This window comes from Streptomyces filipinensis (genome assembly GCF_014649495.1).
Lineage (GTDB): Bacteria > Actinomycetota > Actinomycetes > Streptomycetales > Streptomycetaceae > Streptomyces > Streptomyces filipinensis.
Window position 1 is genome coordinate 436602 of the sequence record NZ_BMTD01000004.1, and the last position, 22775, is coordinate 459376.

The following is a 22775-nucleotide window of genomic DNA, read 5'->3' on the forward strand; positions in this document are numbered from 1 at the left end:
GCCGCCCCCAGCGCCCCGTCACCTTCCCTCCCGCACCGCCCCCGCCAGGATCCGCCCCTCCACCGCCTCGTAACGGCGGCGCTGTTCCTCCGCCTTGGTGCGGCCGGAGGCCACCGTGCCGAGCCAGCCGAAGAGGAAGCCGGCCGGGATGGAGACGATGCCGGTGGTGGTGAAGGGGAACCAGTTGAAGTCGGCGTGCGGGAAGGCCGAGACGGGTGAGCCGGAGACCAGATTGGTGCCCGGCATGAGCAGCAGCACGGTCAGCGAGCCGCCGATCAGTGTGCTCAGCAGCCCGCTGCGGGTGTAGCGGCGCCAGAAGAGCCCGTACACCAGGGCGGGTGCGACGGCCGAGGCGCCCAGGCAGAAGGAGAGCGTCACGAGGGGCTGCAGGCTGTGGTGCTGCACCAGCGTGGCCAGCAGGATCGTCGGCAGGCCTATGGCGAGCGCGGAGACGCGGGCCAGGGCCATCTCGCGCGGGGCCGGCATCTCCTGCACTCGGGCCGCGAACACGTCGTGGGCGAGGGAGTTGGCGCAGGCGAGGATCATGCCGGCGACCGAGGCCAGCAGGGTCAGGAAGATCGCGGTGGTGACCATGGTGAACAGGAAGGTCTCCGCCGTGGAGACATCGCCGCCGAAGGCCGCCCGCGAGCCCAGCAGGTAGGCGGTGTTGCCCTGCGGGTCGGCCCCCGCGATCACGGCACGGCCGACCAGGGCCGTGGCACCGAACCCCACCACCGTGATGACCAGCACGAACAGGGCGACGATCGACACCGCCCAGGACATCGAGCGGCGTACCTGGCGGGCACTGGCAGCGGTGTACATGCGCATGGTGATGTGCGGCAGACACGCGCCGCCGAGCACGACGGTCAGCTGCGAGGCGACCATGTCCAGGCGTGACCTGCCCGAGGTGCCGAACTGCAGCCCCGAGTGCAGGAAGGCCGGCCCGGCGCCGCTCTGCCGGGAGGCCGCGGCGAACAGGGCACCGGGGTCCCAGTCGAAGCGGTGCAGGATCAGTACGGCGACCACGGCACCCGAACCGACCAGCATCACGATCTTCAGGATCTGGATGAGGGCGGTGCCCTTCATACCGCCGATCGCCGCGTAGGCGATCATCAGGGTGCCGAGTCCCACGACGCATCCGGTCTCCAGCGACTCGTTGGAGAAGCCCAGGATGAACGCCATCAGCTGCCCGGTTCCGGCGAGTTGGACCAGCATCAGCGGCAGCAGGGCGGCGATGGTCACCACACAGGCCGTGATGCGCACACAGCGGCCCGGCAGCCGGCGGGCCAGCGCGTCGCCCATGGTGAACCGGCCCGCGTTGCGCAGCGGTTCGGCCAGCAGGAACATCAGGAGCATCAGCGACAGCGCCGTACTGAGCGCGAGGACGACGCCGTCGTAGCCGCACAGGGCGATCACTCCGCCCGTGCCGAGGACGGTGGCCGCGGAGATGTAGTCGCCCGCGATGGCGAGGCCGTTGCGCAGCGGGGACAGGGAGCCGTATCCGGTGTAGAACTCGTCGAGGTCGTCCCGGTCGGGGCCGGTCATCACACACAGCAGCAGGGTCACCGTGGCGACGGTGGAGAAGGCGACCAGGGACATGGCCTGGGACGAACCGCTGAAACCCGTGAAGCCCCCCACGGCGGGGGAGCCGGCCGCGCCGGTCATCGGGTCGCCCCTCGGCGTGCGTCCAGTTCGGCCTCCTTGCGGATGCGGTCCGCGAGCGGATCGACGTGCCGGCGGGCGGTGTGCTCGTACAGGGCGATCGCCAGCCAGGTGACCGGCAGTTGGACCAGGGCGAGCAGCAGGCCGGCGGGGATGCCGTCGGCGACCGTGCGCGTCATGGCTCCGGGCGCGCACGCGGACAGGACCAGGAACAGCGTGAAGTAGCCCAGCGCGGTGAGCGTGGCGGTGCGCCGCTGCCAGCGGTAGGCGCCGCGCAGTACCCGCAGGTCGCTGTGGTGGCCGAGGAGTTCACGCGGCGGCCGGCGGTCCGGTGCGGCCGGCCGCGGGGGAGCGGGCTGCCACGGGTAGGTGAGCGACGAGGGGGGAGAGGCGTCGTACGGCGGTGGGGCCGGGGAGTACGGCGGCCGGGGCGGGTCGTACGGCGAAGGGAACGCGTCGTGCGGCGGACGCTGCGGATCGTAGGGCGGTTGGGGCGGGGCGTACGACGAGTGGGGCCGGTCGTAGGACATCCCGGGGCTCCTTGCGAGGCTCGGGTCCGTGGCGGCGGACCGCAGGGAGGGGGTGGGGAGCCACGCACGCTACTCGCGCGCTCCCCGCCGCGCGGCCTTTTCACCAAACTGGCCAGTCGGTATGCGCTTACTACGTGAAAACGCCCTCCTGGTCGGGGAACGACCCGCGTTGACAGGCCGCCGTCCGCCCGCGGTCGGACCCGTCGGCACCCGGATGTCCGACCGCGGGCCGGCCCCCGTGCCCTCGTGGACGCACGCGCGCGTACCTCTCCGAAGCGACGTGCGCTCCCCTGTCAGTACCCCGTGGGGCGCCCCGCGGCGGGTGCACCGGGGGTGTGCGGGGCAGCGTTCCGTGCCCGCCCCGCGGCGACCGTCACTCGTCGCGTACCGGGAACGTCCGGGGCGCCACCAGCAGCAGCACCACGAAGGCCAGGGCCGCCGCGCCCGCCGCGCCGAGGTACACCGCGTGCACCGCGTCGGCGATCGCCCGCCGGGTCGTCTCGGGGGCCGTCCCGGCGTCCAGCGCGCGCGTGACGGAGTCCAGATCGCCCGCCCCGCCCAGCCGCGCGGCCAGCACCCCGTTGGCGACGGCGCCGAACAGCGAGGCGCCCACCGTCTGTCCGGTCTGCCGGCAGAACAGCACCGACGCGGTCGTGGTGCCCCGCTCCGACCAGCCCACCGTCGACTGCACCCCGATGATCAGCGGCAGCTGGAACAGGCCGAGCGCCCCGCCCAGCGCCAGCATCAGCAGCATCGGCTGCCACCAGGACCCGGGATACGGCAGGAACGGGAAGGCCAGCAGGATCAGGGCCCCCAGCCCGATGCCGGTCAGCGCGGTGTCCCGGAAGCCGATGCGCCGGTACACGTGCTGGCTGAGCGCCGCCGAACCCGACCAGGTCAGCGTCCACACGCACAGCACGAGACCCGCGGCCGCGGGCCCGAGTCCGAGCACCGACTGCGCGTACGTCGGCAGGAACACGCTCGGCGCCACCATCAGCAGCCCCAGCGCGCCGAGCGCCAGGTTGACGGCCGCGATGGTCCGGCGCCGCCACACCCACCCGGGGATGACCGGCTGCGCCGCCCGCCGCTCCACCACGACCACCACACCGGCCAGCGCCAGGCCCGCGCCGAACAGCGCCAGCGACGGCGCCGACAGCCACGGCCAGGCGACGCCGCCCTGCACCAGCGCCGTCAGCAGCACCGCGCCGCACGCGAACACCGCGAGCGCGCCGGCCCAGTCCACACGCGCGCGTGCCGTGCCGTCCGGCCGCTCCCGCTCCGGCTCGTGCAGATGACGGACGACCAGCCACAGCGCGGCGGCCCCGATCGGCAGGTTGACCAGGAAGATCCAGCGCCAGTCGGCGTAGGCGGCGAGCATCCCGCCGAGGCCCGGCCCGGCCACGGCCGACACCGCCCACACGGTGGACAGCCTGGCCTGGATCCTCGGGCGTTCCGCCAGGGGGTACAGATCGGCGGCCAGCGTCTGCACGGTGCCCTGCAACGCCCCGCCGCCCAGGCCCTGCACGATCCGGAACGCGATCAGCGCGGCCATGTTCCAGGCCGCCGCGCACAGCGTCGAGCCCACCAGGAACACGGCCGCCCCCGCGACCAGCACCGGTTTGCGGCCGAAGCTGTCGGACAGCTTGCCGTAGACGGGGAGCGTGACGGTCACGGCCAGCAGATAGCCCGAGAAGAGCCAGGAGAAGACGGAGAACCCGCCGAGGTCGCCGACGATCTGCGGCACGGCCGTGGAGACGATGGTGGCGTCCAGTGCGGCCAGCGCCATCGCCAGCATCAGCGCGGCGACCACCGCGCCCCGCCGCCGGGTGTCCCCTCCGCGGACCGCACCGCCGCGTATCGCGGGTGTCGTACCCCCCACCGCGCACCCCTCCCCGGGACTCCCCGCCGGAACCTGCCCCTTGCAACTATCCGCGGTACGACAGCTTGCCACGCGGCGGCGGTCTTGACCCTGACGCGACGGGAGGGTGGAGGCTTTCCGCGACGAAGGGTGGAGACGCCCCTGAGAGCCCCTCCGCCCGGAGGTGGAGCACCCCTAGGGGTATCTCCGTACTACGGCTCGGGGAGGCTTCGTCCCGGCGGAGGACGAGACGGGCCGGGCGCGCTCCTTAACCTGGCTTTACGCCGCTGGGGGGCGGCCGGCCGCACCGGGCGGGGTGGGGTTTTCCCCCGGGAAAGAGGGGGCTCCGCACCAGAGCGCGGCGGCTCCGCCGACCGCGAGACTCGACGGCGTACCCAGAACGACACCCCGGCACACCGGGGCTTCGCTGACGCACCGCACCGACCTGCTGACCGACATAGGAGACATACCGTGACATCGGCTGTGACCATTCCCAGGCACGGGGGCACTGGAGGGCGTACGGCCGTTGCCGCGCGGGCGCGGCAGGTCGTGAAGGCGTACGGGTCCGGCGAGACCCGTGTCGTCGCCCTCGATCACGTCGACGTGGACATCGCACGCGGCCAGTTCACCGCGATCATGGGCCCCTCGGGGTCCGGCAAGTCCACGCTGATGCACTGCCTCGCCGGGCTCGACACCGTCACCGGCGGCCAGATCTACCTGGACGAGACCGAGATCACCGGCCTGAAGGACAAGAAACTCACCCAGCTGCGCCGGGACCGGATCGGCTTCATCTTCCAGGCGTTCAACCTGCTGCCGACGCTGAACGCGATCGAGAACATCACGCTGCCCATGGACATCGCCGGGCGCAAGCCGGACCGTGCCTGGCTGGACCGCGTGGTGGAGACCGTCGGGCTCGCCGGGCGCCTCAAGCACCGCCCGACCCAGCTCTCCGGCGGCCAGCAGCAGCGCGTCGCCGTGGCCCGCGCCCTCGCCGCCCGCCCGGAGATCATCTTCGGGGACGAGCCGACCGGCAACCTCGACTCCCGCGCGGGCGCCGAGGTGCTGGGCTTCCTGCGCCGTTCGGTGGACGAACTCGGCCAGACCATCGTCATGGTCACCCACGACCCCGTCGCCGCCTCCTACGCCGACCGCGTGCTCTACCTCGCCGACGGCCGGATCGTCGACGAGATGTACCAGCCGACGGCCGACCAGGTCCTGGACCGCATGAAGGACTTCGACGCCCGGGGGCGTACGTCATGACCGTCCTGAAGACCTCGATGCGCAACTTCTTCGCGCACAAGGGCCGGATGGCGCTGTCGGCGGTCGCGGTCCTGCTGTCGGTGGCGTTCGTGTGCGGCACGCTGGTGTTCACCGACACGATGAACACCACCTTCGACAAACTGTTCCAGGCCACGGCCTCGGACGTGACGGTCAGCGCGAAGGGCTCCTCGGACACCGGTCAGACGACCTCCCGCACCGGCAAGCCGCCGGTCATACCGGCCTCCGTGCTCGGCGAGGTCCGCGGGGCGCAGGGGGTGAAGGCGGCCGAGGGGACGGTGTTCTCCACCTCGGTGACCGTCGTCGACGCCAAGAAGGACAAGCTCTCGCCCACCAGCGGCGCGCCCACCATCGTCGGCAGCTGGAACGGCAACGACGCCCGCACCATGGAGATCACCACCGGTACGGCGCCCAAGGGCCCGGGCCAGGTCATGGTCGACGAGGACACCGCCGACAAGCACCACCTCAAGCTCGGCGACGACATCGGCATGATCTCGGTCGTGGGCACGCACCACGCGCGCGTGTCCGGCATCGCCGCCTTCAAGGTCACCAACCCCGGCGCGGCGATCTTCTACCTGGACACGAGGACCGCCCAGCGGACCCTGGTCGGACAGACCGGCGTCTACACCGACGTCAACGTCACCGCCGCCCAGGGCGTGACCGACGCCCAGCTGAAGAGGAACGTGACCGCGGCCCTCGGCCACGGCTACAAGGTGCAGACCGCCAAGGAGGTCGCCGCCGCCAACCAGAAGAGCGTCGAGGGCTTCCTGAACGTCATGAAGTACGCGCTGCTCGGCTTCGCCGGGATCGCCTTCCTCGTCGGCATCTTCCTGATCATCAACACCTTCTCCATGCTGGTCGCCCAGCGCACCCGCGAGATCGGCCTGATGCGCGCCATCGGCTCCTCCCGCAAGCAGGTCAACCGGTCGGTGCTGATCGAGGCGCTGCTGCTCGGCGTGATCGGCTCCGTGCTCGGTGTCGGCGCGGGCATCGGCATCGCGGTCGGCCTGATGAAGCTCATGGGCACGATGGGCATGCACCTGTCCACCGACGACCTGACCGTCGCCTGGACGACCCCCGCCCTCGGCCTGCTCCTCGGTGTCGTCGTCACCGTCCTGGCCGCCTACCTGCCCGCCCGGCGCGCCGGCAAGGTCTCCCCGATGGCCGCCCTGCGCGACGCGGGCGCCCCGGCCGACACCAAGGCCGGCGCCGTCCGCGCCGTCGTCGGCCTGCTCCTCACCGCCGCCGGCGGCTGGAGCCTGTACGTCGCCGCCACCGCCGACAAGGCCAAGGCCGGCTCGGGCTGGCTGGGCCTCGGCGTGGTGGCCACCCTGCTCGGCTTCGTCGTCATCGGCCCGCTGCTCGCCGGCGGACTGGTCCGGATCCTCGGCGCGGTCATCCTGCGGATCTTCGGCCCCGTGGGCCGCATGGCCGAGCGCAACGCGCTGCGCAACCCGCGCCGCACCGGCGCCACCGGCGCCGCCCTGATGATCGGCCTCGCCCTGGTGGCCTGCCTGTCGGTGGTCGGTTCCTCCATGGTCGCCTCGGCCACCGACGAGCTCGACCGGACCGTCGGCGCGGACTTCATCATCCAGAGCGACAACCAGGGCGGACTCATCGACCCGCAGGCGGTCAGGGCCGTCAAGGACACGGCGGGCCTGAAGCGGGTCACCGAGTACAAGTGGACCGAGGCGGACTTCACCCTGCCGGACGGCACCGCCCTCAAGAAGAACACGATCATGGCCACCGACCCGACCTACGCGAGCGACGTGCGGACCAAGACGGTCGCCGGCGAGTTGAAGGACGCCTTCCGGCCCGACTCGATGTCGGTACCCGAGAAGTTCGCCGGGGAACACGGCATCCGGCTCGGCTCCAGGATCACCGTGGCGTTCGCGGAGGGCTCCACGACCCACCTGACCGTACGGGCGATCACCAGCAGCGACGGTCTCATCGACGCTGGCGCCAAGTACACGTCCGTCCAGACGATGGCGAAGTACCTCCCCGCCCACAGGATGCCGCTGGACGAGATGCTCTTCGCCACGGCCGAGGACGGGCACCAGGCAGCCGCCTACAAGGCGCTGAAGTCGGCCCTGCACGACAACCCGGCCCTGACCGTGCGCGACCAGACCGACTACAAGAAGGCCCTCAAGGACCAGATCGGCCAGCTGCTGAACATGATCTACGGCCTGCTCGCCCTCGCGATCATCGTCGCGGTCCTGGGTGTCGTGAACACCCTGGCCCTGTCGGTGGTCGAGCGGACCCGGGAGATCGGCCTCATGCGGGCCATCGGTCTCTCCCGCCGCCAGCTGCGCCGCATGATCCGCCTGGAGTCCGTGGTGATCGCCGTCTTCGGCGCCCTGCTCGGCCTGGGCCTCGGCATGGGCTGGGGCGCGACCGCCCAGAAGCTCCTCGCCCTGGAGGGCCTGAAGGTCCTGGACATCCCCTGGCCGACGATCAGCACCGTCTTCGTCGCCTCGGCCTTCGTGGGCCTGTTCGCCGCGCTGATCCCGGCGTTCCGGGCGGGCCGCATGAACGTACTGAACGCGATCGCGACGGACTAGCCGCACCGGCCGGACCGACGAGACCACCGCACACGGGGGTTGCGGGGGAGAACCCGGTGCCGGGAAGTCCTGAGGACTTCCCGGCACCGGGTTCTGCGGCTGTCCACAGGCGGAGGTCCGGGGGCGGCGCCCCTGGGAGGCCGGCTGCAGCACCGGGCACCGAAAACACGGGGTTGTCCACAGGCTCCGACGCCACCCCCGGCGGAGTCGTAGGCTGGACAGCCCCGGCTGCTCACCGCACCGGGCTACTTGCGTTGCCCACCCCTGGACCCCCCTGGACGGAAAGCCCCCTCCATGAGCCTGCACGGTCTGCTCGACGCCGTCGTCAAGGACCCCGCCCTCGCGGAAGCGATCACCGCGGCCGCGGACGGCAACCGCATGCACGTCGACCTCGTCGGCCCCCCGGCCGCCCGCCCCTTCGCCATCGCCGCCCTCGCCCGCGAGACCGGCCGCCCGGTGCTCGCGGTCACGGCGACGGGCCGCGAGGCCGAGGACCTGGCGGCGGCGCTGCGCTCCCTCCTCCCCCCGGAGGGAGTCGTGGACTACCCCTCCTGGGAGACCCTCCCGCACGAGCGGCTCAGCCCGCGCAGCGACACCGTCGGCCGCCGCCTCGCCGTCCTGCGCCGCCTGGCCCACCCCAGCCCCGACGACCCCGAGACCGGCCCTGTCTCCGTCGTCGTCGCGCCCGTGCGCTCCGTGCTGCAGCCGCAGGTCAAGGGCCTCGGCGACCTGGAGCCGGTGTCCCTGAGGACCGGCCGCACCGCCGACCTGAACGACGTGGTGGACGCCCTCGCGGCCGCCGCCTACGCGCGCGTGGAGCTGGTCGAGAAGCGCGGCGAGTTCGCCGTGCGCGGCGGCATCCTGGACGTGTTCCCGCCCACCGAGGAACACCCCCTGCGCATCGAGTTCTGGGGCGACGACGTCGAGGAGATCCGCTACTTCAAGGTTGCCGACCAGCGCTCCCTCGAAGTCGCCGAGCACGGCCTGTGGGCGCCGCCGTGCCGCGAACTGCTGCTCACCGACGACGTCCGCGCACGCGCGCGTGCCCTCGCCGAGGCACACCCGGAGCTGGGCGAACTCCTGAACAAGATCGCCGAAGGCATCGCCGTCGAGGGCATGGAATCCCTGGCCCCCGTCCTCGTGGACGACATGGAGCTGCTCCTCGACGTCCTCCCCGAGGGCGCGATGGCCGTGGTCTGCGACCCGGAGCGGGTGCGCACGCGCGCGGCCGACCTCGTCGCGACCAGCCAGGAGTTCCTGCAGGCCTCCTGGGCGGCCACCGCCGGCGGCGGCGAGGCCCCCATCGACGTCGGCGCCGCCTCCCTGTGGTCCATCGCCGACGTCCGCGACCGCGCGCGCGAGCTGGACATGATGTGGTGGTCCGTCTCGCCCTTCGCCGCGGACGAACAACTCGACGCCGACACCCTCAAGCTCGGCATGCACGCGCCCGAGACCTACCGCGGCGACACCGCCCGGGCCCTCGCCGACACCAAGGGCTGGCTCGCCGACGGCTGGCGCGCGGTGTACGTCACCGAGGGCCACGGCCCCGCCGCCCGCACGGTGGAGGTGCTCGGCAACGAGGGCATCGCCGCCCGCATGGACGCCGACCTCGGCGAGCTCAGCCCCTCCGTCGTCCACGTCTCCTGCGGCTCGATCGAATACGGCCTGGTGGACCCGGCGCTGAAACTCGCCGTGCTCACCGAGACCGACCTGTCCGGCCAGCGCGCCACCGGCCGCGAAGGCGCCCGGATGCCGGCCCGCCGCCGCAAGACCATCGACCCGCTCACCCTGGAGCCGGGCGACTACATCGTCCACGAACAGCACGGCGTCGGCCGCTACATCGAGATGGTCCAGCGCACCGTCCAGGGCGCCACCCGCGAGTACCTGGTCGTGGAGTACGCGCCCGCCAAGCGCGGCCAGCCCGGCGACCGCCTCTACATCCCGACCGACCAGCTGGAGCAGATCACCAAGTACGTCGGCGGCGAGGCCCCCACCCTGCACCGGCTCGGCGGGGCCGACTGGACGAAGACCAAGGCCCGCGCCAAGAAGGCGGTCAAGGAGATCGCCGCCGACCTGATCAAGCTCTACAGCGCGCGCATGGCCGCCCCCGGCCACACCTTCGGACCGGACACGCCCTGGCAGCGCGAGCTGGAGGACGCGTTCCCCTACGCGGAGACCCCCGACCAGCTCACCACCATCGCCGAGGTCAAGGAGGACATGGAGAAGTCGGTCCCCATGGACCGCCTGATCTGCGGCGACGTCGGCTACGGCAAGACCGAGATCGCGGTGCGGGCCGCCTTCAAGGCCGTACAGGACGGCAAACAGGTCGCCGTCCTCGTCCCGACGACGCTGCTGGTGCAGCAGCACTTCGGGACGTTCTCCGAGCGGTACGCGCAGTTCCCGGTGAACGTGCGGGCGCTCTCCCGGTTCCAGACCGACACCGAGGCCAAGGCCGTCCTGGAGGGCCTGAAGGACGGTGCCGTGGACGTCGTCATCGGCACCCACCGCCTGTTCTCCTCCGAGACGAAGTTCAAGGACCTCGGCCTCGTCATCGTCGACGAGGAGCAGCGCTTCGGCGTCGAGCACAAGGAGCAGCTGAAGAAGCTCCGGGCGAACGTGGACGTGCTGACCATGTCCGCGACCCCGATCCCGCGCACCCTGGAGATGGCGGTCACCGGCATCCGCGAGATGTCCACGATCACCACCCCGCCGGAGGAGCGCCACCCGGTGCTCACCTTCGTCGGGCCCTACGAGGAGAAGCAGATCGGCGCCGCCATCCGCCGTGAACTGCTGCGCGAGGGCCAGGTCTTCTACATCCACAACCGGGTCGAGTCCATCGACCGCGCGGCGGCGAGGCTGCGCGAGATCGTCCCCGAGGCGCGCATCGCCACGGCCCACGGCCAGATGTCGGAGTCCGCGCTGGAGCAGGTCGTCGTCGACTTCTGGGAGAAGAAGTTCGACGTGCTCGTGTCGACCACGATCGTCGAGTCCGGCATCGACATCTCCAACGCCAACACGCTGATCGTGGAGCGCGGCGACAACTTCGGCCTCTCCCAGCTGCACCAGCTGCGCGGCCGGGTCGGCCGAGGCCGCGAGCGCGGCTACGCCTACTTCCTCTACCCGCCGGAGAAGCCGCTGACGGAGACCGCCCACGAACGCCTGGCGACCATCGCCCAGCACACCGAGATGGGCGCCGGCATGTACGTGGCGATGAAGGACCTGGAGATCCGCGGCGCCGGAAACCTGCTCGGCGGCGAGCAGTCCGGCCACATCGCGGGCGTCGGCTTCGACCTGTACGTCCGCATGGTCGGCGAGGCCGTCGCCGACTACCGCGCCTCCCTGGAGGGCGGCGTGGAGGAGGAGCCGCCGCTTGAGGTCAAGATCGAGCTGCCCGTCGACGCGCACGTCCCGCACGACTACGCCCCCGGCGAGCGGCTGCGCCTGCAGGCCTACCGGGCCATCGCCTCCGCCAACACCGAGGAGGACATCAAGGCCGTCCGCGAGGAACTCACCGACCGCTACGGCAAGCTGCCCGAACCGGTGGAGAACCTGCTGCTGGTGGCCGGGCTGCGGATGCTCTCGCGCGCGTGCGGCGTCGGCGAGATCGTCCTGCAGGGCACCAACATCCGCTTCGCGCCGGTGGAGTTGCGCGAGTCGCAGGAACTGCGGGTCAAGCGCCTCTACCCGGGCACGGTCATCAAGCCGGCCCTGCACCAGGTGCTGGTCCCGCGCCCCAAGACCGCGAAGGTCGGCGGCAAGCCGCTGGTCGGCCGGGAACTGCTCGGATGGGTCGGGGAGTTCCTCGCCTCGGTCCTGGGGTCGTAGAAAGTCCGGTGCGGGGGACGGGGGACGGGGGGCGCGTGCGGATCGGTGAACTGGCGGCGGCGACCGGGGCGACACCGCGCGCCCTGCGCCACTACGAGCAGCAGGGCCTGATCACGTCCGAACGCGCCGCCAACGGCTACCGCGAGTACGACGCCGGCACCGCCGTGCGCGTCCGCAACATCCGGCACCTGCTGGAGGCGGGTCTCGTCCTGGAGGACGTACGGGTGTTCCTGCCCTGCCTGGACGGCGACGTCACCGCCGGCCCCGCCTCCGCCGTGGCCCTCGGTGTGGTCCGGGGCCGGCTGGCGGTGCTGGACGCGCGGATCGCGGCGCAGACGGCGGTACGGGACCGGCTGGCGGCGGCGCTGCGGGAGGCGGGGGACGGGGCTTCCTGAGGGCTCGGCGTCAGGCGACGACCGCCCCGCCGTCCACGGGCAGCACCACGCCCGTCACGAACGACGCCTGCGGGGAGGCGAGCCGGGTGATCGCCCAGGCGACCTCCTCGGGACGGCCGACCCGGCCGAGCGGGGTGTGGTCGAGCTGCCACCGGCGGATGGCGGCGCGCTGCTCGGCGGTGTAGCCGGAGTGGTCGGCGATCGGTGTCTCGATCGCGCCCGGGGCCACGGCGACGACCCGGATGCCGTGCGGCGCCAGTTCGACCGCCCAGCCGCGGGTCAGCACCTCCAGGGCCGCCTTGCCCGCCGCGTAGAGGGAGTTGCCCGGCCAGGCCCGCTGACCCACCGACGTCGTCACGTTCACCACCACGCCCCGGCTCTCCTCCAGCGCCCCGAGCGCGGCCTGGGTGAGCAGGACGGGCGCGAGGAGGTTCGTGCCGAGCTGCGGCTCCACGGCCGCGCGCGTGTACGTCCGCAGGGACTGGGTGTTGACGACGGCCGCGTTGTTGACCAGGACGTCGAGGCGGCCATGCCGCTCGAGCGTGGCACGGACGACGGTCCGCGGGCCGTCCTCCGCGGTGATGTCGGCGGGCAGCGGTGTGATCCCGGGGTGGCCGTCGGCCGTCTCGGCCAGCGGCGCCGCCCGGCGGCCGACCGCGACGACCCGTGCGCCCTCGGCGGCGAACGCCCGCGCGGTGGCCCGGCCGATACCGGTACCGGCCCCGGTGACGACGACGATACGGGGGCTCTGGGTGAGGGTGTCTTCGCTCATGCCGGGATCCTCGGACCCTGACGCCAGTGTCAGGGTCAAGCGGGCCTGCCGGCTTCCGTCGCGGGGAACCCGCCGCGCACGGTGTGAGCGGGCGCGCGGCCGGGTTCCTCGGACTCCCCCACCGAGCCCCTCATATGCCCCAACTCCGGTCCGTATTGCCCTGGATGACACCTTTCGGTCCCCTCTGGCGGAAGACGGCGGTCCGTTACCGTGGGCACAGGAACGATCCGCCCGACCACCAGGGCGGACAAGGGCGAGCAAGGGGGACGTACCGTGACGCGTCTGAGGGGCGGGGTGGTCACCGCGGTGGTCGTCATGACGGTCGCCGTGACCGGCTGCAAGAGCGAGCAGACCGACGGGTCCTCCGGACCCGGGGGGACGCGGGGCGGGGGAGCGGTCCTCGCCGCCGTCGACTCACTGACCGTCAAGGGACGCGCCCCGAAGACCGGGTACTCCCGGGCCCGGTTCGGCGCCGCCTGGGCGGACACCGACTCCAACTCCTGCGACACCCGCGACGACATACTCAAACGCGACCTGAAGGACGTGAAGTTCACCGGCGGTTCCTGCAAGGTCACCTACGGGCTGCTCGAACCCGACCCCTACTCCGGCAAGGACATCACCTACCGGCGCGGGCGCAGCCTGGTCGACATCGACCATGTCGTCGCCCTCTCCGACGCCTGGCAGAAGGGCGCCAAGTACTGGGACGCGAGCAAGCGCATAGCGCTGGCCAACGACCCGCTCAACCTCATCGCCGTCGACGCGAGCGCCAACCGCGGCAAGGGCGACGGCGACGCGGCCACCTGGCTGCCGCCCAATGCGAGGTACCGCTGCACCTATGTGGCCGCCCAGGTCGCGGTGAAGAAGAAGTACGGGCTGTGGGTCACCGCCGCCGAGAAGGCCGCCATGAAGAAGGTCCTCACCGGCTGCCCCGACCGCAAACTCCCCACGGGTGGCAACCCCACCAAGGCGCCGGACCGTTTCCGGGCACGGTGAGCCCGGGCCGGCCGAGAGGACGGCGGCCCCTGCCGCGCACGGCGCTGACCAGTAAATCCGTTTCCGCGGAGCGGGCTCGGGCGCCTACCGTGAGCGTCATGGACGTCAAGGTGAGCAGCATCGCCGAGCAGCCCGACCGGCTGCCGGCGTTGTTCGAGATGGCCGACACATGGCCCGAGTTCGTGACCAACGACCCCGTGGGCACGGCCTACTTCCGCCGTATCGCCGGCGACCTGCCGGAGTACGCGCTGTTCGCCGAGGACGAGCACGGCGAGATCGTCGCCCACGGCTTCAGCGTGCCCTTCGCCCTCGACACCGACGGCCGGCGCACCCTGCCCGCGCGCGGCTGGGACCAGACCCTGCTCTGGGCCTTCGCCGACCTGCGCCACGGCAGAAGCCCGGACACGGTCAGCGCCGTCTCCATCACCATCGCCCCGCGAGCCCAGGGCCACGGGCTGTCCGCCGTCATGCTCTCGGCGATGCGCGACCGTGCCCGGGCCCGCGGCTTCCGCGAGGTCGTCGCCCCCGTCCGCCCCAGCGCCAAGCACCGCGAACCGCACACCCCGATCACCGAGTACGCCCGCCGGGTCCGCCCCGACGGGCTGCCCGAGGATCCCTGGCTGCGCGTCCACGCGCGCGCCGGCGCACACATCGACTCCATCGCACCGGCCTCCATGACCGTGGGCGCCTCGCTGGAGGAGTGGCGCCGCTGGACGGGGCTGCCGTTCGACACCGCCGAGGACGTCGAGGTGCCCGGCGCGCTGGTCCCGGTCCGCTGCGAACCGGAGCGCGGGTACGCCGTCTACGTCGAGCCCAACGTGTGGATGCGGCACCCGCTGTAGCCGCCTCGGCCGGGTGCGTCAGTGCCCGTCGGCCCGGCCGCGTGGCGCGGGGGCGGGACAGCCCGCCTTCTCCCAGAAGACGAAGGCGTTGGTACGGGCGTACACGAAGGCCTTGACCGGGTTGCCGGAGTACGTCCACGGCACGCTGCCGATGTGTCCGCCGACCGCCCGGAACTGCTCGACGGCCTCCGCGTACCGCTTCGTCAGGAACAGGGTGTCCGCCAACAGGTGCCGCACCGTCGGCAGCCGGTGGTGCCCGGCCGGCACCTGGTCCACGGCGTCCAGGGTGGCGTCCACGGCCGCCTGGACGAACGGCTGGTTGTACACCGGCTCGTGGGGCTCCCGGGTCCCGTGCTCCAGCAGCGCGTACAGACGCAGTGCGGGCAGCAGGCTTCCCCGCGGAGCCGAGGCGGCGGCCTGTTCGGCGAACGCGTACATCAGCTCGTGCGAGCCGCGCCACTTGGCGCACCAGTACTGCAAGGCGCTGACATGGGCACTGAAGTGATACGGGTCGCGTGCGGTGACCTCGGCCCACAGCGCCCGGAACGCGTCGTGCGACCAGCCGAGTCCCAGGGCGATGGTGATCTGAGCGATCCAGGGGCAGGGGTCGTCGGGTGCCATCCGCGCGGCCTCCTGACAGGCGGGCAGCGCCTGCGCCAGCAGCCGGTGGAAGCCCTCGAACTGCTCCGCCGTGGTGTGCTTCGCCCCCTTCGCGCCGCGGACCTTGCCCGCGAGCACGACGAGCGCGTCGGCGTTCACGAGCGCGGCGGACGGGTCGTCGGGGTACTCGGCTCTCCACGCCGTGAGCCAGGTGTCGTCCTCGGCGGCGGCGTTCGCGAGGATGCCGAGCCGGTACCAGCGCAGGTCCCCGTCGTGGCCCGCCCCGGCCAGGTAGGCGGCGGCCCGCCGCCAGTCACCGGCGAGCGCGGCTGCCTTGACCGCGTCGGCCTCCGGATCGGGGCCCGCGCTGCGGGTGTCGAGCTGCGCGGCGGGCACCAGCCCGTACTTGGCCGGGTCGATGTTGACCGGCGCCTTCGCCTCGGCCCGCAGCGTGCGCGCCTTGCGGGCGTTGCGCGGGATGGTGACGGCCGCGTAGGCGAGGGCGCCGGCACCGGCTATGTCGATCAGGACGTTCATACCGGGTCTTTCCGAGTCGGGCCGCGGACCGCCGGCGCGGCGAGGACGAGCAGGGCCAGCAGGTAGAACCCGATCAGCAGCCCGAGAGCGAGCGCGGCACGCACGGGTGTTCCGGGCAGGCCGCGGCCCCGTGCGGCGGCTCCGTCAGCGGCCGGCCGGTCGGCGAGGCGGGACGGCAGGGGCATCGGCGTCTTCCACGGGGGCGGTGACGGGGAGGGGGGACAGGGGACGGCGTGACGGCTGGGCGGCCGGTGTTCAGGCCCGGCCGCCCAGTGCCCGCGACGCCGGCGCCGCCTCCGGCAGCGCCTCCTACTTCAGCGCCGCCAGGGCCGTCGTCGTCACCTTCTTCGCGGCCGCGGCGCCGTTGTCGCCGCCCGCCGTGGACAGCACGGTGACCACGGAGCCGCCCGAGCGGGCCGCGATCAGCGTGGTGCCGTTCTCCCAGGCGCCGCTCGTCAGCGTCATCGTGTACGCCTCGTCACCGAGCCCGGTCGTGGACCTGCCCGTGAGCTTCACCTTGGCGTGCGCGTCGGTGTCCGTGAACGTGGCGCACTCCCCGGCGACGGTCCGCAGCTCCTTCATCACCGTGGCCGCGGTGGTGCCCTGGAACGCGTCGATCTCCTGGGCCACCTCCTGGGTCTTGTCGTGGTTCGCGTAGTCGTTCTGCGCGAACGACACACCCCCCTTGAAGCCGCTCACCTGGATCCAGGACGTGCCCTCCAGCCTGGTGCAGTCCGGCTTCGCGGTGCTCCTCGCGGACGGCGAGAGGAACTCGCCGCCGCTGTCCGAGCTGCCGTCCGCCTCGATGGTGAGCCCGGCCGGGAAGGCCGACGCGGGCGCCAGCGCCTTCTTCAGCTGCGTACCGGTGGACAGCCCGGCGTTCGGGTCCTTCGCCTTGGCCGGCTTGGCGTTCGCGCTCCCGCCGTCGACGGAGGAACCGGAGGAGCAGGCGGTGAGGGCCAGCGGAAGCGCCGCGACGGCGAGCAGCGTGGCGACACGGGGGGAGAAACGCATGACAGTCCTTATCGAGGGTGGGTGGAACAGGTGAGCGGTGGTGGGGGGCGGGGGAAGCTTACGGACGGCTCGGATCCGGCTGAGGTCCGGCCCGGTCCGGGTGAGGTCTGGCTCAGGTCCGGCTGAGGGGCGGCTCAGGGCCGGCTCAGGCGGCCTTCTTCCAGTTGCCGCAGCCGTTGGTCTTGAAGTAGGCGTCGGACGGGCTGATGGTCACGACGGCCGTGCCGGTCACGTTGTCGTTGGCGATGATCGAGTCCGACCCCTGTTCGGCATCCTTGGTGCGCTCCCAGTAGCAGGAGTCGTCCTTGTTGCCGGTCGACTTGTACGTGCCCGGCGCGATGTCCGTGCCGACCTTGAACATCCCGCCGTCGCCGTCCATCGAGGAAGCGGGCGTGCCCTTCGCCTTGGGGTCGACGGCCTCCCAGTCCTTGCAACCGGTGGACTTGAAGATCTTGTCGGTGGCCTTGACCGTCACGTAGCTCGTGCCGGTGACGTTGTCGTTGGCCAGCACCGAGTCCGTCTCGCCCTTGGCGTCCTTGGCGCGCTCCCAGTAGCACATGTCGTCGGTGTTGCCGGTCGTGCGGTACGTGCCCGGCTTCACGTCCGAGCCGACCTGGTAGTCGCCGTCGCCGGCGAGGGCGGCCTTCTTCTTCCCGGCCGCCCCGGCGTCCCCCGAGTCCTTCTTGCCCTTGGTGCCGCCGGGCGTGTGCTCGGCGGAGGCGGAAGAGCCCTTGCCGCTGCCGCCCGAGCCGCCGTCCTTGCCGCCGCTGCCGGCGTTCGCGGACACGACACCGATGACGACGACCCCCACGACGGCGCCGAGCGCGACCTTGGCCTTCTTGCCCATGCGAATCCCCTCCCCAAAGCGGCGGCCGCCCCCTGCGGTTGGCCGCTCGTTTGCTGGGTCAATAAGAACAGAGCCTGTGAACCGAGTCAACACGATTCACGGGGTTGATCGAGTACACGGGCGTGAATGCATGGATCTTGTGTGCGCCGGTATGCTCGGCGCACACGGGACGAGGGGAGTGGGGCCGGTGCAGGACAACGCGACAGAGGTGACCGCGGCCGGTATCGCCCGGCTCGCCGGAGTGGGCCGGGCCGCCGTGAGCAACTGGCGCCGACGGCACGCCGACTTCCCCAAGCCGGTCGGCGGCACCGAGACCAGCCCGTCCTTCGCGCTCGCCGAGGTCGAGGCCTGGCTGCGCAAGCAGGGCAAACTCGCCGAGGTCCCGCTGCGCGAACGCGTCTGGCAGCAACTCGTCGGACACCCCGAGGGGCCCCTGACCGCCCTGGTGCACGCGGGGTGCGCGCTGCTGCTGATCCACGAGCGCCCCACCGTGTGGCTCGACGCGAGCGCCGGCTCCGACGCGCGCCTGGCCGCGATGCTGCCCGGCGCGCTCGAACAGGTACTGACGCCGCGTTTCGGTGGAGTACCGGGCCGCGGGGTTCACACGAGCCGAGGCGCGGACGCGGCTCCGGCTGCGGCTGCGGCTGTGAACATGTCCGGCGACGTGGAGGGGGTGAACACCGCACCGATCACCCAGAGTGTGAACCCGGATCCCGGGACGCGGGGTGTGAACGCGGACTCCCCCGCGCGCGCTGCGAACGCGGCTCTCACGCCACCCGATGTGAACCCCGCAGCGCTGCAGCAGCCTGTGAACCTCCCGTCAGGTGTTCACGCCACCTCCGCCGTTCACGGCAGCCCCACCCCGGGCCCCGCCGCCCCGGACACCACGGACACCACGGACACCACGGACACCATGAACACCGCGGGCGCCTCGGGTATCCCAGCCGCCCCGGGCACTCCAGGCCCCGCCGCCCCGGGCCCCGCCGCTCCGGACACCCCAGGTGCCGACACCCCTGTCCCCGCCGCCCCCCGCACCCCCGCCCTGCGCGTCCCCACCGGCCCGCAACTCCTCGCCTCCGCCCCGCTCCTGCGCGGCGCGGCAGAGCTGGCCGCCGAGCTGGGGGCACGGCAGGCCTTCGAGTTCCTGCTGGGCCGGCACCTGGACGCCAACCCCCGCCAGTACACGCTCACCCCGGCCGACCTCGCCGGCCTCATGGCCGACCTCGCCGGTCCCGCCCGTACCGTGCTGGACCCGGCCTGCGGCACCGGCGCCCTGCTGCGCGCCGTCGACACCCGCCCCGGCCAGGAGCTGTACGCCCAGGACAGCGCTCCCGACCTGGCCGCGCTCACCGCGCTGCGGCTCGCGCTGCACTCCCGGGCCGCCGTGCGCGGCGCCGCCGGCGACACCCTGCGCGCCGACGCCCACCCGGAGCTGCGCGCCGACGCCGTGCTGTGCCATCCGCCGTTCAACGAGCGCAACTGGGGCCACGACGAACTCGCCTACGACGCCCGCTGGGAGTACGGCTTCCCGGCCCGCACCGAGTCCGAACTGGCCTGGGTGCAGCATGCGCTGGCCCGGCTGGCCGACGGCGGACTCGCCGTGCTGCTCATGCCGCCGGCCGTCGCCTCCCGCCGTTCCGGGCGCCGGATCCGCGCCGACCTGCTGCGCCGGGGTGCGCTCAGGGCGGTGATCGCGCTGCCGGTCGGGGCGGCACCGCCGTACAACATCCCGCTGCACGTATGGGTGCTGCGCCGGCCCGACCGGACACCCGCGGCGCCGGAGGTGCTGCTGGCGGACACGGGGAGGTTCGCCGGGGAGGGGCGCGGCGGACCGGACTGGGCCGAGGTGCGGGAAGCCGCCCTGGACGCCTGGCGTGCCTTCGAGCGCGCGGGGCGGCTGGAGGAGCGGCCGGGGCTCGCCCGGTCCGTGCCGGTCATCGAACTCCTCGACGACGACGTCGACCTCGCGCCCGCCCGGCATCTGCCGCCGGCCGCCGTGGCCGACGGCGCGGAGCAGCTCACGGCGGTGCGCGAGCGTCTCGGCGCGACCCTGCGCCTGACCGCCGACCTCACCCCGCCGCCCGCCGCGCCCGCGCCGGGCGCGCGCTGGCCGCTCACCACCGTCGGTGAACTCGCGCGCGGGGGTGCGCTGGTGATGCGCACCGGCGGAAACGGCGGCCACACGCGCGTGCCCGTGCTCACCGACCACGACGTCCTCGCCGGCGCCGCACCCTCCGGGGCGCTGCCCGAGAGCCAGGAGGAGGCCGTGCTCACCGAGCCGGGCGACGTCGTCGTACCGGTGCTGGGTGGCGGCTCGGTGGCCCGTGTGATCGACGACGGCACGGCGGGCGCCGCCCTGGGGCGCAACCTGGTGCTCCTGCGCCCCGATCACGCGGCGCTCGACCCGTGGTTCCTCGCCGGATTCCTGCGCGGTACCGCGAACAACCGGCAGGCCAGCAGCTACGCGTCCACCGCGACCCGGCTGGACGTGCGCCGCCTGCAGCTGCCCCGGCTCCCCCTGGACGAACAACGGCGCTACGGCGCGCGCTTCCGCGCGCTCGACGAGTTCGAGCGGGCGCTGCGCCGTGCGAGCCGGCTCGGGGAGCAGCTCGTGCGCGGGATGTACGACGGCCTCACCGACGGTACGGTGGCGCCCGGCTGACCGCCGGGCGGCGGCCGGCCACGCGTGGGGGAGGACAACGGTTCGCGTGAGGGAGGACAACGGTTCGGTACAACCGGGACGCTTGTCCGTGCCGGGTCATATGCTCGAAGCGACAATCGCACGACCGGCGTCCTCCGCCCGACGGGGTGCGCCGGGCGGACACGTGCGCCCACATCAGGCATCAGGAGCAGTCATGCAAGGCCTCGGCTACGGACAGCCGGTGAAGCCGCCGCACACCGCGTGGCTGGTCCTGTTGCGTGTGCTGTTCGTGGCGATCGGGTTTCTCAGCATCGGCCTGCTGGCCTGGGTGATGCTGCTGCGGCTGGCGATCGTCACGCGGCGGTCACCGGACTGGGTCCTGTTCGCCGCCGCGCTGGTCGCCGACATCCTCAGCCTGGTGCTCGTGGGCACCGAACCCGGCGACGAGATCCACACCCCGGCCGGCTACTTCGGCCTGTTCCTGCTGCTCTTCACGCTCGTGGCAGGCACCGCGTACTACCTCGCCGCGGACATCCGCCACTTCGTGCGGCGCGGGCAGGCCTACGCGGCGCAGCGGCCGGCGCAGGCGGGGTACGGCTACCCGGGTCCCGCGAACCCGTACCGGCCGGCGACCGCCCCGGCCATGCCGATCGGCCGGGCGGGCCACGACACGCCCTTTCCCGCGGCCCCGCCCGCCCCGCGGCACACGCCGCCCCCGGTGCCGCACACGCCCGTGCCCCAGCCGCCGCAGCGCCCGGCGCCCAGCCACATCGAGCAGGTGCGTGCCGAACTGGACGAGCTGAGCGACTACCTGCGCCGGCATGACGGCCGGAGCGACAGCCACGAGGGCGGAAGGTGAGCGTGGCGACAGGACGAGTCGTCGCCGGCCGGTACGAACTGTCCACGCTCATCGGACAGGGCGGCATGGGCCAGGTGTGGACGGCGTACGACCGGCGGCTCGACCGGCGCGTGGCGGTGAAGCTGCTGCGCCCCGACAAGGTTGCGGGCCAGGAGGCGGACGAGCTGCGCCGCCGGTTCCTGCGGGAGTGCCGGGTGACGGCGCAGGTGGACCACCCGGGTCTGGTGACCGTGCACGACGCGGGCAGCGAGGGCGAGGAGCTGTTCCTCGTCATGCAGTACGTCGACGGCGCCGACCTGTCCGACCATCTCGCCGAGCACGACCCCTACCCGTGGCCGTGGGCGGTCGCGGTGGCCGCGCAACTGTGCGCCGTACTGAGTGCCGTGCACGCCGTGCCGATCGTGCACCGCGACCTCAAGCCGCGCAATGTGATGGTGAAGCAGGACGGCACGGTCACCGTGCTCGACCTGGGCGTGGCCTCCGTGATGGACACCGACACCACCCGTCTCACCCACACCGGCTCCCCGATCGGCTCGCCCGCCTACATGGCGCCGGAGCAGGCGATGGGCGGCGCGGTCGGCCCGTACACCGACCTGTACGCGCTCGGTGTGCTGATGCACGAACTGCTCAGCGGGGACGTGCCGTTCTCGGGTTCCACGGCGCTCGGTGTGCTGCACCGGCACCTGTACGAGCCGCCGCTGCCGGTACGCCGGATCCGCCCCGAGGTCCCCGAGGCGCTGGAGGCGCTCGTCCTGCGGCTGCTCGCCAAGGACCCGCAGCACCGGCCGGGCTCCGCCCAGGAGGTGTACGAGGACCTGGCGCTGCTCCTGCCCGCCCGCGGGACGCCCACCGGTGCGCCTTTGGACCCGACGCGCCCCTTCCTGCGTCCGCACGCCCCCTGGCCGGACCGTGCGCGGACGCCCGCGCCCCGGCCCGCCCCGGTCGCGGCGCCGCCGGCGGCCGAGAAGCCCGATGTCGCCGCCGCCGTCGACGAGGTCAAGCGCCTGCTGGGGGAGGGGCGCATCACCCAGGCCGTGGACATCCTGGGCGCGATCCTGCCCGCCGCCGCGGAGCAGCACGGGGAGCACTCCCCGGTGGTGCGCACGCTGCGCAAGCAGTACGCGGCGACCCTCATGGACGACGGCCAGTACCGGCGCGCGCTGCCCGAACTGCGCCGGCTCGCCGACGAACGGGCCACCGAGGCCGGCCAGGCCGACCCGCAGTCGCTGCGCTACCGCTACGAGGCCGCGCAGTGCCTGGAGCAGCTGGGCGAACCGGCGGCGGCGCTCACGGAGTACCGCGCGCTGCTGCCGTACTACGAGAACCAGTACGTCTCCGGCGACCCGCACCTCGCCCACGAGGTGCGCCGGCGCATCGGCCATCTGCTGCTCGCCCTCGGCGACCGGCCGTCCGCCCACGACACCCTCGCCCGGCTGCTGATGGACGTGGAGCGGCTGCACGGCCCCGGTCACCCGATGGCCATGGAGATCCGGCGCACCCTGCAGTGGCTGGGACAGGTGCGCGGTTAGCGCACCGCGGTCGCGGTGTGGCCGGCTGAGCC

General features: G+C 72.8%; 17 protein-coding genes. 9 read left to right on the forward strand and 8 right to left on the reverse strand.

The window, feature by feature from the left end:
* Positions 1-18 precede the first annotated feature (18 nt).
* The 3 genes from IE244_RS12935 to IE244_RS12945 form a co-directional block, all read right to left on the reverse strand.
* Positions 19-1665, reverse strand: coding sequence for a sodium/solute symporter (locus tag IE244_RS12935; RefSeq protein WP_191873586.1), 1647 nt, complete (start codon positions 1663-1665; stop codon positions 19-21).
* Positions 1662-2192 carry a DUF485 domain-containing protein gene (locus tag IE244_RS12940; RefSeq protein WP_191873587.1) on the reverse strand — a complete coding sequence of 177 codons (531 nt, stop codon included), beginning with the start codon at positions 2190-2192 and terminating at the stop codon, positions 1662-1664. Before IE244_RS12940 ends, IE244_RS12935 begins: the two co-directional genes overlap by 4 nt.
* A 373-nt stretch (positions 2193-2565) precedes the next feature.
* The gene (locus IE244_RS12945) at positions 2566-4071 is read right to left on the reverse strand and encodes an MFS transporter (protein WP_191873588.1); all 1506 of its coding nucleotides are present in this window, start codon (positions 4069-4071) and stop codon (positions 2566-2568) included.
* Positions 4072-4521: 450 nt separating this feature from the next.
* Here IE244_RS12945 and IE244_RS12950 point away from each other — a divergent pair, with 450 nt between their 5' ends.
* The 4 genes from IE244_RS12950 (at position 4522) to IE244_RS12965 (ending at position 12109) form a co-directional block, all read left to right on the forward strand.
* On the forward strand, positions 4522-5310 hold the full coding sequence (locus IE244_RS12950) for an ABC transporter ATP-binding protein (RefSeq protein ID WP_191873589.1): 789 nt from the start codon (positions 4522-4524) through the stop codon (positions 5308-5310).
* Positions 5307-7889, forward strand: coding sequence for an ABC transporter permease (locus tag IE244_RS12955; protein WP_191873590.1), 2583 nt, complete (start codon positions 5307-5309; stop codon positions 7887-7889). The genes IE244_RS12950 and IE244_RS12955 overlap by 4 nt, the downstream gene beginning before the upstream one ends.
* Before the next feature lie 294 nt (positions 7890-8183).
* Complete coding sequence (gene mfd / locus IE244_RS12960) at positions 8184-11714, forward strand: transcription-repair coupling factor (protein ID WP_191873592.1); 3531 nt, start codon at positions 8184-8186, stop codon at positions 11712-11714.
* Between the two features lie 35 nt (positions 11715-11749).
* Complete coding sequence (locus IE244_RS12965) at positions 11750-12109, forward strand: MerR family transcriptional regulator (protein ID WP_191873594.1); 360 nt, start codon at positions 11750-11752, stop codon at positions 12107-12109.
* A 10-nt stretch (positions 12110-12119) separates the two neighbouring features.
* On the opposite strand, the gene IE244_RS12970 is transcribed toward IE244_RS12965, so the two are convergent.
* Positions 12120-12881 carry an SDR family NAD(P)-dependent oxidoreductase gene (locus IE244_RS12970; protein WP_191873596.1) on the reverse strand — a complete coding sequence of 254 codons (762 nt, stop codon included), beginning with the start codon at positions 12879-12881 and terminating at the stop codon, positions 12120-12122.
* Positions 12882-13154: 273 nt separating this feature from the next.
* On the opposite strand from IE244_RS12970, the gene IE244_RS12975 reads away from it, so the two are divergent.
* The gene (locus tag IE244_RS12975) at positions 13155-13874 is read left to right on the forward strand and encodes an HNH endonuclease family protein (protein ID WP_191873598.1); all 720 of its coding nucleotides are present in this window, start codon (positions 13155-13157) and stop codon (positions 13872-13874) included.
* A 98-nt stretch (positions 13875-13972) separates the two neighbouring features.
* Positions 13973-14716, forward strand: a complete 744-nt coding sequence (locus tag IE244_RS12980) for a GNAT family N-acetyltransferase (RefSeq protein WP_191873601.1) — start codon at positions 13973-13975, stop codon at positions 14714-14716.
* 18 nt (positions 14717-14734) lie between these two features.
* Here IE244_RS12980 and IE244_RS12985 read toward each other — a convergent pair whose 3' ends face one another.
* From IE244_RS12985 to IE244_RS13000, 4 genes are all read right to left on the reverse strand, one after another.
* Positions 14735-15853 carry a hypothetical protein gene (locus IE244_RS12985; protein WP_191873603.1) on the reverse strand — a complete coding sequence of 373 codons (1119 nt, stop codon included), beginning with the start codon at positions 15851-15853 and terminating at the stop codon, positions 14735-14737.
* Positions 15850-16038 (reverse strand): hypothetical protein, encoded by a 189-nt coding sequence (locus tag IE244_RS12990; protein WP_191873605.1) that lies wholly within the window; start codon positions 16036-16038, stop codon positions 15850-15852. Before IE244_RS12990 ends, IE244_RS12985 begins: the two co-directional genes overlap by 4 nt.
* Positions 16039-16162: 124 nt before the next feature.
* On the reverse strand, positions 16163-16867 hold the full coding sequence (locus IE244_RS12995) for a hypothetical protein (protein WP_191873607.1): 705 nt from the start codon (positions 16865-16867) through the stop codon (positions 16163-16165).
* A 145-nt stretch (positions 16868-17012) separates the two neighbouring features.
* A complete protein-coding gene (locus tag IE244_RS13000; RefSeq protein ID WP_191873609.1) occupies positions 17013-17714 on the reverse strand; it encodes an Rv1352/Rv1906c domain-containing protein in 702 nt (233 codons plus the stop codon).
* 187 nt (positions 17715-17901) lie between these two features.
* Here IE244_RS13000 and IE244_RS13005 point away from each other — a divergent pair, with 187 nt between their 5' ends.
* From IE244_RS13005 to IE244_RS13015, 3 genes are all read left to right on the forward strand, one after another.
* A complete protein-coding gene (locus tag IE244_RS13005; RefSeq protein WP_191873611.1) occupies positions 17902-20376 on the forward strand; it encodes an N-6 DNA methylase in 2475 nt (824 codons plus the stop codon).
* Positions 20377-20569: 193 nt separating this feature from the next.
* A complete protein-coding gene (locus IE244_RS13010; RefSeq protein ID WP_191873613.1) occupies positions 20570-21214 on the forward strand; it encodes a hypothetical protein in 645 nt (214 codons plus the stop codon).
* 38 nt (positions 21215-21252) lie between these two features.
* Positions 21253-22743 (forward strand): serine/threonine-protein kinase, encoded by a 1491-nt coding sequence (locus IE244_RS13015; protein WP_268252889.1) that lies wholly within the window; start codon positions 21253-21255, stop codon positions 22741-22743.
* The last annotated feature ends 32 nt before the right edge of the window (positions 22744-22775 follow it).